General features: G+C 52.6%; 13 protein-coding genes. 1 reads left to right on the forward strand and 12 read right to left on the reverse strand.

Annotated elements, in window-relative coordinates:
• Window positions 1–45 precede the first annotated feature (45 nt).
• The 7 genes from QU597_RS01240 to udk all read right to left on the reverse strand — a co-directional run bounded on the left by QU597_RS01240 (window position 46) and on the right by udk (window position 8290).
• The gene (locus QU597_RS01240) at window positions 46–1383 is read right to left on the reverse strand and encodes a 6-phospho-beta-glucosidase (RefSeq protein WP_310831006.1); all 1338 of its coding nucleotides are present in this window, start codon (window positions 1381–1383) and stop codon (window positions 46–48) included.
• A gap of 6 nt (window positions 1384–1389) precedes the next feature.
• Window positions 1390–2385, reverse strand: a complete 996-nt coding sequence (locus QU597_RS01245) for an N-acetylglucosamine kinase (RefSeq protein ID WP_310831007.1) — start codon at window positions 2383–2385, stop codon at window positions 1390–1392.
• 567 nt (window positions 2386–2952) lie between these two features.
• A complete protein-coding gene (locus QU597_RS01250; protein ID WP_310831008.1) occupies window positions 2953–3945 on the reverse strand; it encodes a LacI family DNA-binding transcriptional regulator in 993 nt (330 codons plus the stop codon).
• Window positions 3946–4027: 82 nt separating this feature from the next.
• Window positions 4028–5416 carry an ABC transporter substrate-binding protein gene (locus QU597_RS01255; RefSeq protein WP_310831009.1) on the reverse strand — a complete coding sequence of 463 codons (1389 nt, stop codon included), beginning with the start codon at window positions 5414–5416 and terminating at the stop codon, window positions 4028–4030.
• 54 nt (window positions 5417–5470) lie between these two features.
• On the reverse strand, window positions 5471–6352 hold the full coding sequence (locus tag QU597_RS01260; protein WP_236336556.1) for a carbohydrate ABC transporter permease: 882 nt from the start codon (window positions 6350–6352) through the stop codon (window positions 5471–5473).
• On the reverse strand, window positions 6349–7206 hold the full coding sequence (locus QU597_RS01265; protein ID WP_370656247.1) for a carbohydrate ABC transporter permease: 858 nt from the start codon (window positions 7204–7206) through the stop codon (window positions 6349–6351). Before QU597_RS01265 ends, QU597_RS01260 begins: the two co-directional genes overlap by 4 nt.
• A gap of 442 nt (window positions 7207–7648) precedes the next feature.
• Window positions 7649–8290 (reverse strand): uridine kinase, encoded by a 642-nt coding sequence (udk, locus tag QU597_RS01270; RefSeq protein ID WP_054943298.1) that lies wholly within the window; start codon window positions 8288–8290, stop codon window positions 7649–7651.
• Between the two features lie 233 nt (window positions 8291–8523).
• On the opposite strand from udk, the gene QU597_RS01275 reads away from it, so the two are divergent.
• Window positions 8524–9615, forward strand: coding sequence for a threonine aldolase family protein (locus tag QU597_RS01275; RefSeq protein ID WP_310831011.1), 1092 nt, complete (start codon window positions 8524–8526; stop codon window positions 9613–9615).
• Window positions 9616–9664: 49 nt separating this feature from the next.
• Here QU597_RS01275 and QU597_RS01280 read toward each other — a convergent pair whose 3' ends face one another.
• The 5 genes from QU597_RS01280 to QU597_RS01300 all read right to left on the reverse strand — a co-directional run bounded on the left by QU597_RS01280 (window position 9665) and on the right by QU597_RS01300 (window position 15592).
• On the reverse strand, window positions 9665–10021 hold the full coding sequence (locus tag QU597_RS01280) for a VOC family protein (protein ID WP_310833202.1): 357 nt from the start codon (window positions 10019–10021) through the stop codon (window positions 9665–9667).
• A 173-nt stretch (window positions 10022–10194) separates the two neighbouring features.
• Window positions 10195–11508 (reverse strand): glycosyltransferase family 2 protein, encoded by a 1314-nt coding sequence (locus QU597_RS01285; protein WP_310831012.1) that lies wholly within the window; start codon window positions 11506–11508, stop codon window positions 10195–10197.
• A gap of 361 nt (window positions 11509–11869) precedes the next feature.
• Window positions 11870–13414 (reverse strand): lipopolysaccharide biosynthesis protein, encoded by a 1545-nt coding sequence (locus QU597_RS01290; protein WP_310831013.1) that lies wholly within the window; start codon window positions 13412–13414, stop codon window positions 11870–11872.
• The gene (locus tag QU597_RS01295; protein WP_310831014.1) at window positions 13404–14549 is read right to left on the reverse strand and encodes a polysaccharide pyruvyl transferase family protein; all 1146 of its coding nucleotides are present in this window, start codon (window positions 14547–14549) and stop codon (window positions 13404–13406) included. The genes QU597_RS01290 and QU597_RS01295 overlap by 11 nt, the downstream gene beginning before the upstream one ends.
• The gene (locus QU597_RS01300; protein ID WP_310831015.1) at window positions 14546–15592 is read right to left on the reverse strand and encodes a glycosyltransferase family 2 protein; all 1047 of its coding nucleotides are present in this window, start codon (window positions 15590–15592) and stop codon (window positions 14546–14548) included. Before QU597_RS01300 ends, QU597_RS01295 begins: the two co-directional genes overlap by 4 nt.
• Between the last annotated feature and the right edge of the window lie 7 nt (window positions 15593–15599).

Here is a 15599-nt window from a genome sequence, read left to right on the forward strand (position 1 = left end):
CGCGCGCAGAGCTGAAGCTGCAAGCGGGGCGGTCTCTTTGTGATGTTATTCTGCAGTGGCCGAAGCCGCTTCCTTACCGGCAAAAAAATTCGGCAAATACTCCCTGTTCGCCTCCAGCATTTCATCCAGCATGAATATAGCCGTCTCTACGGAAGGCACGAGCGGATGATGGGCGAGCGCCTGGATCGCCAGGCTGCGGTCGCCGGTAACGGCGGCGTCAATCGCCAGCTGCTCATACGTCTTCACGGCATGGATCAGTCCCTTCGCCATCGGCGGCACCTTGGTCAGCGGCAGCGGCAGCGGACCGGTCTTCGTGACGACACAGTTGACCTCAATGCTGGCATCCTCCGGCAAAAAGCTGAGAATGCCGCGGTTCGCCACGTTCAGTGTCTGAATATCATTCGTGCCGTTATGTAGCGAGCGCATCAGGTTGACCGCCGCTTCGGAATAAAAGGCTCCGCCGCGCTGCTCCAGCTGCTTCGGCTTCTCCTTCAGCTCCAGATTGCTGTAGATTTCGAACAGCTCTTCCTCGACGCGTTTGACTACTTCGGCACGGTTTGCACCCTGCCTGGCGGAGGCCAGCTGCTCTTCGAGCATGGCGTCGGTCATGTAGAAATATTTCAAATAATAAGAGGGCAGAGCACGCAAGGACTGCAGGAATTCGGGATTCCACTCCCGTGCAGGGACGTTCTTCGCGCTGTAGCCAGCCGTATCGGCCAGCATCTCATCCAGCTTGTCTTCACCCTCGACATCAATCCGGGTAATCCAGTGCAGGTGATTAAGCCCGACGAACTCGGCATAAATCCGGTCCGGCGCGGCATTGTATTTCGCTGATACCTGCTTGATCAGCCCGATCGGCGCATTGCAGAGTCCGATGCTCTTCACCTTCGAGTATCTCAGCACCGCTTCGGTCACCATTCCCGCCGGGTTGGTGAAGTTCAGCAGCCAGGCATCAGGAGCGAGCTCTTCGATATCCCGGCAGATGTCCAGGATGACGGGAATGGTGCGCAGCGCTTTCATCATTCCGCCCGGGCCGGTCGTTTCCTGGCCGATGACGCCGTATTTGAGCGGAATGGACTCATCGCGGGCGCGGGCGTCCAGCATGCCGACGCGGATCTGGGTGCTGACGAAGTCCGCTCCGGCAATCGCCTCGCGGCGGTCAGTCGTCAGGTGGACTGTAATCGGCAGACCCGATTCCTGCACCATCCGCTTAGCCAGACTGCCGACAATGTTCAGCTTACGCAGGCCGGGCTCAATATCCACGAGCCACAGCTCAGTCACAGGAAGCTCCTTGTGATGGAGAATGAAGCCTTCGATCAGTTCAGGTGTATAGGAAGAGCCGCCGCCAATCACGGCGATCTTAAGTCCTTGGTTAGCTGCCAAGATGAATCACTCCTGTCTTGTTGTTATCGGAATGGGTTCGAATTCTTGAAAGGGACGCATTTTGTCATAGATTTCACTGGTGATGCTGAGGCCGTCGCTTTCCAGCGCAGCCCACACCGCACCGACCACAGGCTCTGTGGCCAAGGTAACAACAGAGGCGTGCGGCGCGGCTTCGCGCACAGCCTGTTCAATGGGCCCGCGGATCCAGCCGCGGTCCCCCCGGGTCAGCAGGCTGCCGGCCAGCACGACGTCGAAGACGTCATGCTCCATGCCCAGCCTGCGGATCACGGCCGCTGCCGACTTGCCCAGCTCGGCACCCTGCCGGTGCAGGATGGCAAGCGCGGCGGTATCGCCGGCTGCTGTCGCCGGGAACAGCAGGCGCGCCGCATGCAGCGGCACGGATTTGCCGTGGTCGAGGAAGTCGTTGTACATGTCCCCGACCGACTTGTAGCCCAGCAGCTCCAGCAGCGCTGCCGTCAGCAGAGTTGGTGCCTCGCGCCCGTCCCAGGCACGGATCACGGTGCGGAACACCTCGACATTCAGCGCGCCGCCGCCGCCGAAATCGCCGTACATATAATCGAAGCCGCCGCACTGGAAGTGCTGGCCTTCACGGTTACGTCCTGCGGCATTGGTGCCGGTGCCGCAGATCAGGGCAACCCCGTACGGGCGGTCCGTGCCCGCCCGGAGGCCGATCATCGTGTCACCGCCAATCGTATAGCGGCTGAATCCGATGCCGCGGATCAGCGGATGGAGGATGTCGTAGTCCGTCTTGCGGTCGGCTCCGGCGAGCCCGAGATAGGTATGCCTGACATCCTCAAGCCGGAGCCCGGCCTCCGTAAGCGCGGCAAACGCTGCTGCACGGATATTCGCGGCGGCTTCCTCCACGCCGGTCTGGTGATTGCCGTTGCCGCTCCTGCCCTTACCGAGCACGTTGCCGGCGGCATCGGTCAGCAGGGCATAGGTTTTACTTCCGCCCCCATCGATCCCCATATAGTAAGCCAATGGTCGTCACTCCTAAAGTTTTGTGAGCAATCCTTCATTGATGTGTCTTCGTACAAAACTGTCTTCGAAAGCATATGCTTATATCTTTTAAAAAGTGGATTTCGTCCAGACCTGTTAATTCGCTGCTTTATACAAAAATGTGTTATAGCACGTCTTCTGATTAAAAGAAGTGGAATTTCTCCACTTATTTCTTCATTAAACACTGCGTATAGAATGCTAGTGGGAAAAACTCCGCTTAATTGTACCTAATTCGTCCCCAGAGTAGTGGATGGCCCGAAATAGGTGGAGGTTTTCCAACTAATCATCGTAAATTAGGAAAAATGATGGAATTAGGTGGAGGGATTCCAACTAAGTGTTGAATTCCCTCTTTCTGAAACAGACGCTTGCTGATCAACAGCCCTCAATTTTCTCTGCTTCATTCCAATGTTACTCGTTCTTAAGAATAATTAGCGGCGATTAGCGGCGATTTCACCATCTGTTTCGGGCAGGGCGTACGCCAATCAACAGTCTGGAGACCTCCTGGTTAAGCTTCTGAAGTACATTCTGAACGGGGATTTACCCGGCGGTCTATCTGGCGGCCGCAGTCGATTCCCGCACAATCAGCTCCGGATCAATCCGGATGCTGGCGCCCCGCTTCATATTGCCGTTCATCCGCCGCAGCAGCATATCGGCTGCGGCCAGTCCGATCTTGTCGGCAGGCTGGCGCAGCGTGGTCAGATGCGGGCGGAGCTGTGAAGCAATATAATGGTCGTCATAGCCGACCACCGCTACCTCTTCCGGCACGCGGACGCCGGCCTCCATCAGGGCATTGATCAGGCCGAGCGCGATGTTGTCATCGCCCGCGAACACTGCCGTGGGCAGCTTCCCCTCCCGGAGCCAGCGCTTGCCCGTGTCATAACCCATGCCGATATCGAAATCTCCGTGTACAATTTCGAACGGCTCTAACCCTTGCTCCTGCAGTGCCTGCAGGAAGCCGCTGCGCCGCTCGCGCGTGCTGCGGAACATCTCCTGCCCGCAGAGATGGGCGATGGAGGTGTGTCCCAGCTCCAGCAGATGGCTGGCTGCGGCATAGCCGCCTTTGACATTGTCGATGGTAACCGAGTAGGCATCATTGCTCTCCTGCTGATTATCGATCAGCACATAGGGAATGCCCCGGCGCTTCAGCTCCACGAGATAATTGTCTTCCTCCATCGGCGATAGCAGAATCAGTCCGTCTACCCGGTCCTCCTGGATCAGGTAATGATGGTCGCTGCCTTCCATACCTGTAGAGATGGAGATGGCCAGGAAATACCCGTGCAGCGCAAGCACCTCGTTCAGCTCTTTGACCACTGCATCGAAGAAGGAATCCTGCAGCGTCGTTACGATCAGGCCGATAATTCCGGTCTTGCCGCTGGCCAGACTGCGGGCAGCCGCGCTCGGCCGGTAGTCCAGCTCCCGGATCGCATCGAGCACCTTCTGCCGGTTGTTTTCCCGCACGGATCCGGCGCCGTTTAGTACGCGGGATACGGTAACAACGGACAATCCCGATTTTTTGGCTACATCAAATATACTTACTTTCATCTCCAGCGCTCCTTGCGGTGATTTTCCGAAGCTATAATACTACCTCCAGTATACAGGGTCGGGAGATGTTCCGCTAAAGGTGTTACCGCTTGATAATCTCGGTGACCTTGTTCTGAATAACCGGCATCACTTCCTCAAGTGTTTTGTGGCCGGTCTCGACCGGCTGGAGCTCATTGATGAACATGTCGTTGATCTGCGAATAGTTGGTGATCAGATGGTTGTAGGATTCATAGCCGTATTTGACCGCACCTTCGTACACCTTCTTCACATCCTCTGGATCAATGCCGTCAAAATGCTTGTAGTAAGCTTCCGCAGCCTCGGTGTTCACCGGCGGATTGCCGCCGCTCAGCTCGATGGATTTCTCCTGAACCTCTGTCGTCATCAGGAACTTGATCCATTCAAAAGCTTCCTTCGGATGCTTCGAGCCTTTTAGAATCAGCAGCGGGTCAACATACAAGGTGCTCCGTACTTTATCATTACCGCCCCATGGGACTGCGGCTACGCCGATTTTAAACGGAAAATCATTCGCGCCTGCCAGATTCCAGGAGCCGCCGATCGACATACCGATTTTGCCGGCTACGAAGGGGTCGCCGTTCTGGCCCGCTACACTTTTGCTCCACTCGGAGGTAGGTGATACTTTGTCCTTAAAGACCAGATCGAATAATTTCTGGTAAGCAGCGATAACCTCCGGTGAGTCAAAATGTGTCTCAGACGGTACGCCCCCGTTAGTCCACGTATCCGCGGAATACGGTTCTGCTCCGAAATACAGCGGCCGCATATCACGTTCAGCCCAGGTAAAGTCAACCCCGTATTGAGTTTTGGCGATATCGTCCGACACTAAGGTCATCTGTTTGGCTTCTTCGACCATTTTCTCAAACGTCCAGCTCTTGTCCTCGTAGTCACTTGGCGGATAGGAGAGCTTCGCAGCATCGAACATATCCTTGTTGTACAGCATAAGTGTGACGTACATATTCACCGGGATGCCGTAGGTACGGTCATTGACCGTATATATTTTCATCAGATTGTCCGGGATATGGTAATCCTCGGCTTTGAACCCGTCTTCGGCTATCAGGTCGGTCAGATCGAGCAGCATATCTTTGTTGTAATATTCGGCAAAACCGCCGTATCCGTAGTGGCTGGTGACATCGGGCGATTTGCCTCCGGCAATCAGGGTCTGCAGCTTGCTGTCGAACTGCTCGTAGGGCGCTTTTTCCACTTTGACCTTGATATTCGGGTGCTCCTTCTCAAAATCAGGAATCAGCTTCTCGATGAAGGTGCGGTCCTCGGAATCAATCGTATAGTGCGTAATCGTCACTTGTTCGTCTGAGCCGCCGTTGTTACCGTTGTTTCCGCTGCCTGTTGCCACATTGCCTGCCGATTTACCCCCGCCGCAGCCGGACAAAGCCGCCGCTGTAGTCAACAGTGCGGCCAGCAGCAATGCGGACCGTTTCCTAATGGTGTTCTTATTCATCCAGAATCCCTCCATCATTTCAAGAGTATTGGGCCGCTGTAAGAGTAGCGGAGATTACTTGATGCCTGTAAGTACGATGCCTTCCACGAACTGCTTCTGGGCGATGGCGAACAGGGTGACAATCGGCACCATCGCCAGCACGGAAGCCACCATTAAGAGATGCCACGGCGGAATACGGAACCGGGAGGAGGTGAGTGAGGCCATGCCGACCGGAAGCGTAAATTTGTCCGAGGAGCTTAAGTACAACACCGGGGTCAAGAGGTCATTCCAGCTGTAGATAAAAGCAAAGATCGCCACGGTCGCCAGTGCTGGAGCTGATAGTGGGAGTGCAATCGTCCGCCACATCCGCAGCTCGCCGCAGCCATCGATTCTTCCGGCGTCGAACAGCTCCTCCGGCAGTGTGGAGAAGAACTGGCGCAGCAGAAAAATGTTATACGCCGAGCCGAAGAAGGCAGGTACGACCAGCGGCAGGAAGGTGTCGATCCACTGCATTTTGGAGAAGAGCACGAATTGCGGAATCATGATCGCCGGATAAGGAAGCATCATTGTGCTCAGCAGCAGAATGAACCAGAGCTGGTTGCCCCGGCCGCGGTATCTGGCGAAGCCGTAAGCGACCAGCGCCGAGGACAGCAGCGTGCCGATGACGGTGAGGACCCCGATAATGAGGCTATTCTTGTACAACGTGCCGAACTGCAGCGTATCAAAAATCTCTGTGTAATTGCTCCAGGCCCAGCTCTCCGGCAGAAAGGTCGGCGGAAACTTCAGCATCTCCCGCTTCGATTTCAGTGAGGTGGAGACCATGAAGAACAGCGGCAGCAGCATCAGGAAGGTTGTAATCAGCAGGGCTGCGAAGCTGGCAATCTTGACCGGGTCAGCCTTCCGGCGGTGTGCCAGGGATGAAGGTGCCCGGGAGCTGGCAGCTTTGACGATACTCATCGGCGTCCGCCTCCTTCATAATGAACATACCGGTTTGACAGCTTCATAATGACGGCCGTGAATAGCATAACGACGATCAGCAGCACCCAGGCCAGTGCGGACGAGTAACCGGCGCGGTATTCCTTGAAGGCACTGGTGTACAGATTGTAGACGTAGAACCAGGTAGAGTAATTGGGGCCGCCCTGCGTCATGACAAATGCCTGGGTAAAGACCTGGAAGGAGTCGATCAGGCCCATAATGAGCTGGAACAGCAGGACCGGGGAGATCATCGGCAGAGTAATATTTACAAAAATCCGCAAGCGTCCCGCCCCATCGAGCCTGGCGGCTTCAATCAGGCTGCCCGGCACACCCTGCAGTCCGGCCAGGAAGAGGATCATCCCTGCTCCGGCGGTCCAGAAGGACATGATAATGAGCGCGTATAATGCAGTGTCGGGACTCATCAGCCACGCCGGGCCGGGAATGCCGAACCAGGAGAGCATATAATTGAAGAGGCCGATCTGCGGGTTAAAGATCCAGTACCAGAGCAGTGACATGGCCACCCCCGAGACCATGCTGGGAAAATACATCGCAGTCCGGAAGAAGCCGCGCAGGGGAAGGGTCTGATTCAGCAGCAGCGCGAAGCCGAGGGCCAGCAGCAGCTGTACAGGCACACTAATGAAGGTGTATTTCAGCGTGACCGTTACAGACTTCCAGAACAGCTCACTGCCAAACATCTCAGTGTAGTTGGCCAGGCCGATGAACCTGGGCGGATGGACAATGTCATAATCAGTGAAGCTGTAGTAGAGTGAAGACAAGATAGGGTAAAGGGCGAAGACAAGGAAGCCGATGAGCCACGGCGATATGAACATGTACATGTAGAACGTCTGCCGCCGGCTTTCACTCTTAATCACGGTCACACCAACCTTTCATCAATAAAGTTAAAGCGCTTTAACTTTTGTTGCAAATAAAAGTCGGATAAGCTCTAAATTACTGATATTAAAACTATAAAGTTTAAACGCTTAAACTTTACAGCCTTCCTGATGACAATATCATAGAGGATGGGCCGGGAATAATCAACAGTTATTTTAGACAATAAAGCGCTACCAGTCAATAAATATTACGCAAACCTGTGTTTTTTTATAATTATTGATCCTCCAAGCCGACATTCTATTATTATGTGTGAAGTATAATGACATTGATATGGCGTGGAAAGCAGGTGTTGGGATCATTGATCCCGTAATAGCGGGCGAAGAAAAAGACAGCTGCCATGATTGCTCACAGCAGCTGTCTGTCCCAAAGCTTAAATCCGGTTATGCCTTAACGTGTGCTTCCGTTCCACTGCTGATCGCCCGACAAATATTTTGCGGTCAATACCGACAATAGCTCGATGCCGACTTCATTCTGCCCGCCTTCGGGGATGATGAGGTCTGCGTATTTCTTGGAAGGCTCGATGAACGCCTCGTGCATAGGTTTCACCGTCGTCAGATATTGCGTGTGGATCGAACGGATCGTCCGGCCGCGTTCCTCGATATCGCGCAGCACCCGGCGCAGAATCCGTACATCCGGGTCAGTATCAACGAATACCTTAATGTTCAGCTGTGTCCGCAGCTTCTCGTCGGACAGCACATGCAGGCCTTCCACGATAACAATGTTGTTGGGCTTCAGCTCAACGGTCTTGTCTGTGAAGCGGGCATGCGTGGTGAAATCATACACCGGAGCATAGGCGGCTTGTCCTGACTTCAGACAATCGAGATGCTCAATCAGCAATTCCGTGTCAAAAGCCAGCGGATGATCGTAATTGATTGCTCCGCGTTCTTCGAGGCTGAGATAGGAATGGTCTTTATAGTAGTTATCCTGAGATATGAACGTCACTTTGTCAGTTCCAAGACGGTTAATAACGGAGCGGGCTACCGTTGTTTTGCCGGAACCAGTCCCGCCGGCGATACCAATAATAAGCATGGTGTTGTAATAAACCTCCCTAAGCTATTGCCTTTGCAATTCCAATATTGTAGCACAGCGGTCAACTTATTTCACCTCGGATACAGGTACTAAAACGTGAATTTTTTAAAAAAATATAAGAAATTACAGGTTTTTAAAGCTGTTTCTTCTTGAAATTTAGAAATTTGCCGTGAAATGTTATAATTTTAGAACATTGTTCAATTATAGCGTACCTGAGAGGAGAATTTGCCCTTATGCAAGAACAGATAACATTGATGGAGGCTTTTGACGGAGCTGAGATTCAATTAGCGGGCCACGGAAAACGGGATGTGCAGGTGCTGAAACAGGCATTTGCCGCTGCCGAAGGAAATATTAGCAGTGATATATACGGGGACGGCGCAGTCATCGAGGATTTCCAGGCGGAAATAGCAGGCGTACTCGGTAAAGAATCAGCGGTCTTCTTCCCGAGCGGAACGATGGCTCAGCAGATTGCTCTCCGGATCTGGTGTGACCGCAAAGGGCTGAAGACCGTCGCCTACCATCCTTTGTGCCATTTGGAGATTCATGAGCAGGACGGGCTGAAGGAGCTGCACCATATCAAGCCGGTACTGCTTGCTGACAAGGACCGTCTGATCACCCTGGAGGATGTGCAGAATATTGGAGAGGACATTGCCTGCCTGCTTCTTGAGCTGCCGCAGCGCGAGATCGGCGGCCAGCTGCCGGATTATGCTGAGCTTGAAGCCATCTCCGCCTATTGCCGTGAGCAGGGGATTATTCTGCATCTGGACGGGGCCCGGCTGTTCGAGGTGCTGCCGTATTACGGGAAGACCGCGGCAGAAGTCTGCGGGCTGTTCGACAGTGTGTATATCTCCTTCTACAAAGGCATAGGCGGCATTGCCGGGGCGATTCTCGCGGGCAGCAGGGACTTTACAGAGGAGTCTAAGATCTGGAAGCGGCGGCATGGCGGCGATCTGATCAGCCTGTATCCGTATATTATTCCTGCACAATATTACTACCGGCAACGGGCGGGCCGGATGGCTCAGTATTACACGGAAGCCAAGGAGCTTGCGGCTCTGTTCAACGCTTGCCACAAGGTGTCTACGCTGCCGGAAGTGCCGGTGTCGAACATGTTCCATGTCCATTTTGCCCTGTCCAAAGAGCAGGCAGAGCTGATTCTAATCGAAGTGTGTGCGCAGACGGGTGTAGCCCTTGCCGCAAGGCTGAAGGAAACCGGAGCAAACTCCTGTTATTATGAGCTGAACATCGGCGATTTGTACGGCGGGATTTCCAAAACCAAGCTGAAAGAGACATTCGGACTGCTCGATCAGCTGCTGAAAGAAGCTTAAACGATAATCCGGCATTCTCTGAATAAGGAGGGTGTCGTTTTTTTTTGGCTTAACTTTCTAACAGTAAAATTTTATTGCCATCCGGATCAAGGAACGGAAGCTCTTTTCCACCCCATACGGCTGTTGCCGGAGGTTCCAATTGGACGCCTTTTTCCTGCAGCTCAGCATAGGTCTGGTCAAGATTATCACAAGCGAATACAAAGTTGACCTTGCCTTCGCTTGATTTGCCCCATTTATTCTCATCCCAAATCACGATTACAGGAGCATCTTTCCGAAATCCTATAGATACACCATCGTAGTTCTCATCTGGCTCCAAGATAGGTATACCTAATTTTTCATTATAAAATTCGACCAGTTCCTTTGGATGCGTAGAAGAGATATTCACACACTGATATTTCGTAATCATCATTTACCTCCCGGGCGATATTAATTTAGCTTCATCTGCTCAATGGTTTCTTGTCCTCTTATTTTCTTACAATATAACGTATTCCGATCTTTAAAAATGACATAAGTTACTAAAAAAGACACCCTAAGGGTGTCTTCAGTGTGAGCGATATGGAGCCGGTCTACAGCCGGCAGTTACCGGTTCAACAGTGTTCTTACAAAAGAGACGCGCAGCAGCTGCTTCTTCATCAGCTTGGTGCGGAACTCGCGTTTGAGCTGGCTGTAGGCTTTGGGGCAATGGGTGCTGGCCCAGCTGTACATGAACTTGAAATCGGTATGGCTTTTGGCCGAGTTCATCAGATAATACGAGATGGTGTCATAGACGTTATGGTTGAACCATTCGTTCATTTCCGCCTTGCTGTAGCCGTAGCGTTCGATGGCCATATTGCGGATCAGCCGCTTCTCCTCCAGATTCTCGATCAGGAAGGACTGGCTGAGATTGAAGGTGATATTGTTGCCGTGGATCCGGTAAACTCCGGCAATCGTGTCGATAAATCCGGCATCGCCGATCAGCAGCGCGCGCAGATAAATCGATGCGTCGTTGACCATGTTCATGTTCAGAATATCCAGTGCCATCAGCGCTTCCCGCTTGAAGATGGTCGTGAGCGTGGAAGCGGGCTTGGGATAGTTCTTTTGCTCGAAATTCTTAAAATAGTCCTGCTTAGGCGTGATGCTCCGCAGTCCCAGGCTGGAGATTTTGAGCTGCTGCGATTTGGAGTATTCCATGAAGACATTCGCCGCGACAAAGGAGATTTCCGGGTGGAGCTTATGGAAGCTTACGGCCTTGCTGAAATAGCCGGAGTCTATGAGGTAGTCATCATCGTCCAGGAACAGGATGTACTCTCCGTCGCCGTGAGCGGCGAACGCCTTGCGCCGGTTGTTCCCCGGCCCCTGATTGGTTTCGCTGCGCATATAAATGACACGCGGTTCCTCCCCGAAGCTTGCAGCCATCATGGCATCCGTTCCGTCGCTGGAGCAGTCATCGATGACGGTGATCTCTTTATGGGGATAATCCTGGCGCAGAATGCTGTTAATCGCCTGGTTCAGGAAGTCTTTTCTATTATATGTGGTGATAATCACGCTAATCTTGGGAAGGCTGGCCGGGTCGGCGGATTCTGCAGGCTTGCTCTCCGGTGCTGTAATCCGCAGCTTCTCAAGCCCGGATAGGAGCTCGGGGAACTCTTTGCCAATGTCCGTATTGAACTGCTCCGAACAATAGAACTGCAGCGCATCCGCCGAGGCACGTCCTGATAAGCAGGCTTCAATGACTCCGGTTAGCGTCTCCAGCGGTTCCTTCTCCGCGTTATTGGCTGCTCCGCTGCTGATATTCCGGCATTTGGTGACGATGTCTTCCCGGGACAGCCCCCCTGCGGGCGGATGCTGAATATCGTCATGGAGCTGATGCAGTAATCGGTAGCCGGCCTGTTGCAATCCTTCGCTGTGATCCATATTCAGCCCTCCTAAAGGTATGGTTCTTGTCTAAAAAGTTACGGGAAGCAAGCTATAAATTTGAACTTTTAATGATTATATTTTTGGATTGGTCGTGACTGCAGAGAATGTTTGGACTTTCAGCCGCTGTTGTTCACAGATTCCTTGATTTGAACCCGCTATTAGCGGTTGGAATCTGTGAACTGCTTATGCTTTCGATGCTAGCTTTCCTTCGGAAAGCTTTCAGGCGGACGCTACCGCTCTTAGAGTTCCAAAATTCCCCTCTGTCCCTTTTCCCTAAATGTTTATTTTCTAAGTTCAATAAATATGGCCGGTGCCCGTTTAATTGTATCTGCTACAGTTAAATGAGGCGGGAAGAGAGTCAAGCCTCGGCCCTTTGCCCCGCCGCAACCTTGCGTTTAAGCCGCAGCTTGGTGAAGGCGCTTTTGGCGTAACCCCAGGCGTAATGGAAGACTTCCCGCTCCATCAGTGAGCCGACCAGGAAATAAAGGGGCAGGATGATGACGCCCAGCAGCACGCTCCACAGAATGACGGCGGTGTACGAGGTCATTTTGATATCGATGAGGTTAGCGGCAGCGACGATAGCGGCGAACACAGCGACATTGGTCAGCCAGCGGCGGAAAGTCACCCAAGGGCTGCGCTCCAGCAGCACTCTGCTGGCATAGACGATAATGTCGATCGAACGGTACAAGAGAGCAACGATCGTGCCCATCAGCACGCCGTAAATGCCGAAGAAGATTACGAAAATAACCGAAGCCCCCAGGTTGATTGCCGATTCCAGAATCGAACGGAACTGGGTATTGCGGAAGTGTCCGGCGATAGTAATCAGATTGTTGGACGAGGTCCGGGCATTCGTCAGCAGCTTAATGACCACGAACAGGACCGGCAGCCAGAAATTAATATAGTTCACATCGTTGACCCCGGCGGTGTACAGGCGCATGAACGGCAGAATTACAATGTACACCACGGTCAGGATGGAAAAGATCAGGCCCATGAAATATACCTCGTAGGCATCGTAGAACTTTACAAAAGCCTCTTTGCCTTCATGATAGCTCTGCCCCAGCGCCGATTTGATGCTTCCGTTCACTGTCTGGACGATGTTGTCGACAATGGTGAAAATCATATTGTACATCACATAGATGCTGACAATTTTCAGGTTGGTGAAGATCGTCAGGATCAACACATCGGTATTGCGAAAGACAAGATAGGAAATTTCATGCACCATAACCGAGTTTTTTTGCCCGATGGCAGCGAAGTCCGGCTTCTGGTTCAGATCAATCCACTTATAATGTTTCCGCGAATAGTAGTAGAAAGCAACGATCTGCAGCAGCGTCAGCACGAAGAAGGAGGCCTGCACGGCAATAATGTTCACACCCTGCAGCAGCAGGATGATCCGCACCACATTGTTGAGAATGTTCGCAATCGTGACGATGGAGGTCTCTACATAGCTTTTGCCCTCGGCGATCAGCAGGATGCGGAATTTACCCTGAAAATAATAATTGATCGCTCCGCCAAGGCCTGAGAAGAGGATAATCGCCATAATCGCTATACCGCTGATTTCCGAATGGATAACAAGCGGATAAATGACGGCCAGTAGGACAACAGAGATGAAATAATAAATCCCGGTTTTTTTGTAGTAGCTGGACGAGGCGGCGAGTATCGAATTGATATGCCCGCGGTCACCTGCGGCAATAGGCTTATAGAGGGCCTGCAGCGAAGCTGCGCCGATTCCGGCTTCAAGCAGGGCGAAATAGCTGATAATCTGCACTATTGAGGCGATTAGACCATTCGCTTCCGAGCCGTAGTTGACCATAATCAGCCGCGGGATGAAGAAACCGAGAATAATGGTGATCACCTGGCTGGCAAGACCGAAGCCCAGGTTCAGCATACTTCGTTTAGCTTTCATAGCTGCGTCTCCCTTCCAGGGCAAACGGTGCCGGAGACAGATAGGCGTCCAATTGTTCGAAATGCTTCTCGGCCTGATTGGCCTGCAAAGTCACATCGATTGTGTTCGTGGCCATGCTCTCATAGACCATTTCCGGAGTGAGCTCCGCCAAATGGGCGAAATCCGTATATTTGCCGTCAAAATAGGCGTCCTGCATGACGTTAATCATTTTTTTGCTGTAGGCGATCGGGAAGACCGGTTTGCCGAAGACCCAGCCGAGAATCATCGCATGGAATCTGGAGGCGACGATAAAGCTGGCGCCCGATAGCGCCGCGAGAATGTCATCAATATCTGTTTTATAGAGATGCACATGGGTCTGTCCCTGATACTCAGCGGGGATGAGGCCGAGAATATGCGTAATCGCCTCCTGGTCACCCTCGTGCTGGCAGAACGACATGAAATGCACGGCATAACCCTGCTGAATGAAATGGATTGCAACATCTTTCATTTTTTCATAATAGAGGTCGTCAAACCCGGTTAAAGCCTTGGAGGAGGGCTTGATTACTGAGATCGCAATCGTCCGGCCTTGGTTGCCGTTCTTCTCCGCTGATGGTTCGGTACCGTCATATTTTAGCTGGAAAATAATATCCGGAGCCATCCGCACATTGTCCAGATCCTTGAACAGATCATAGGAGTACTGCTCCCTGAAGCAGACGTCCGCATATTCCGGGAACACCTTCCGGTAGTGCTGGACATATCCATCATCGGTAAACGGGCCGAAATTGGCACCCATGAGATAGTAGGGTTTGCTCTTGTTGCGGACGTCCTCGGCAGCAGCCACATATTCCGCCCAGCCCTCGCCCTGCATAAAAATAGACCCGCCGATATGCACGGTTCCATCAGATTGATCCCCGAGCAGCCTCTGCACAAAATTAGGGTGCAGCTTCAGCTTGCGGAAGACATAGTTCACGCCCCGGAACAGCACGGAATCGGAAGCATAGACCCTGAGGTTCTTAATGTCCTTGAAGACCAGCTTGTAAAGACGCGGAGCAATAATCATAAAGCGGGTATCCGGGTAGCGTTCGCAGAGTACCTTAATGAATAAATCGTCGCCGAGGTTGAATTCTGTATATGCGTAGATCATCATCTTCTTCATATCTTAATTTCCTTTCTCGAAATCACGGTTTTGAGCTTGTGTTTGAACTGGATCCAGCTCCGGTCTAAGCGGATCAACCGCGCGTATAAAGGCGGGGAAATTAAGAAGGCCTTGATGTGCAGTGCAAGCTGCCGGTCATCCCCCTGGTAGTGCTTCATAATCAGCTTCATCTCCTGGGGTAATCCGGGATAGGCGCGCCCGATATCTTCAAGCAGGCTACGGATGTCCGCTCCGGTAGTTCCGTTCAGACAGGTTTTCAGGTTGTAGAAGTAGTTCTCGGTCATTTCCCTGTTCATCAGCAGCTCCGATATAGCGGCAGCTTCACTGAAGGGATGGGCTTTGAAATATTCATCCACCCGTTTGAAGGCAGCGACGACATCGAACTTGCCTACATTATAAGTACCAGTAATGGAGGAAGTCCGCTGTACATAATAAGACAGAACCTCCGGGATAGAGACTACCCGTACAGCTCTGGATAAGGCTTTATAGATGAACTCCTGATCCTCGCCGTTAACACAGCGCTCCGTATAGCGAATGCCGTGATCAAGCAGGAAGCTGCGCTTGTAGGCAATGCTGCCGGTCCAGATTCTCAGGCTTTTGTGCACAAAAATATTCTGCAGTGCTTCACTGCCCGTAGTATCGCCCGCGGCAGAAGTGAAGCTTACAATCGTTGACTGATCCTCACGGACCAGGTTGTAGCCCCAGCAGATCACGTCCGGCCCGGCGGAGCTGACAATCCTCCGTACCAGGCTGCTGTCCGCGTAATCATCTCCGTCCAGGAACAGCACATAATCTCCGGCGGCTGCGGATAGTCCGGTATTTCTGGCGGCGCTGACACCGGCGTTGGCTGTGCGGATCAGCGTGGCCTGCAGACTGGGGTGCTGCTCCAGGAAGCTGTTCACGACCGCGGAGGTCCTGTCGGTAGACCCGTCGTCGACCAGGATGACTTCGAACCGCTTCTCGCTCTGCTCCAGGAGTGAACGCAGCAAGGGCGTTACATAATGCTCTAAATTGTACATAGGAACTACAATACTTACACTCATGCGGCTG

It is taken from the genome of Paenibacillus pedocola (assembly GCF_031599675.1).
Taxonomy (GTDB): Bacteria; Bacillota; Bacilli; order Paenibacillales; family Paenibacillaceae; genus Paenibacillus_AQ; species Paenibacillus_AQ pedocola.

Bases quoted from the DNA above. Each gene is read 5' to 3' on its own strand.
- QU597_RS01295 (WP_310831014.1), bottom strand. From the start codon at position 14,549: ATGAAGAAGATGATGATCTACGCATATACAGAATTCAACCTCGGCGAC.
- QU597_RS01250 (WP_310831008.1), bottom strand. From the start codon at position 3,945: ATGAAAGTAAGTATATTTGATGTAGCCAAAAAATCGGGATTGTCCGTT.
- QU597_RS01265 (WP_370656247.1), bottom strand. From the start codon at position 7,206: ATGTACATGTTCATATCGCCGTGGCTCATCGGCTTCCTTGTCTTCGCC.
- QU597_RS01285 (WP_310831012.1), bottom strand. From the start codon at position 11,508: ATGGATCACAGCGAAGGATTGCAACAGGCCGGCTACCGATTACTGCAT.
- QU597_RS01255 (WP_310831009.1), bottom strand. From the start codon at position 5,416: ATGAATAAGAACACCATTAGGAAACGGTCCGCATTGCTGCTGGCCGCA.
- QU597_RS01280 (WP_310833202.1), bottom strand. From the start codon at position 10,021: ATGATTACGAAATATCAGTGTGTGAATATCTCTTCTACGCATCCAAAG.
- QU597_RS01260 (WP_236336556.1), bottom strand. From the start codon at position 6,352: ATGAGTATCGTCAAAGCTGCCAGCTCCCGGGCACCTTCATCCCTGGCA.
- QU597_RS01275 (WP_310831011.1), top strand. From the start codon at position 8,524: ATGCAAGAACAGATAACATTGATGGAGGCTTTTGACGGAGCTGAGATT.
- udk (WP_054943298.1), bottom strand. From the start codon at position 8,290: ATGCTTATTATTGGTATCGCCGGCGGGACTGGTTCCGGCAAAACAACG.
- QU597_RS01290 (WP_310831013.1), bottom strand. From the start codon at position 13,414: ATGAAAGCTAAACGAAGTATGCTGAACCTGGGCTTCGGTCTTGCCAGC.
- QU597_RS01300 (WP_310831015.1), bottom strand. From the start codon at position 15,592: ATGAGTGTAAGTATTGTAGTTCCTATGTACAATTTAGAGCATTATGTA.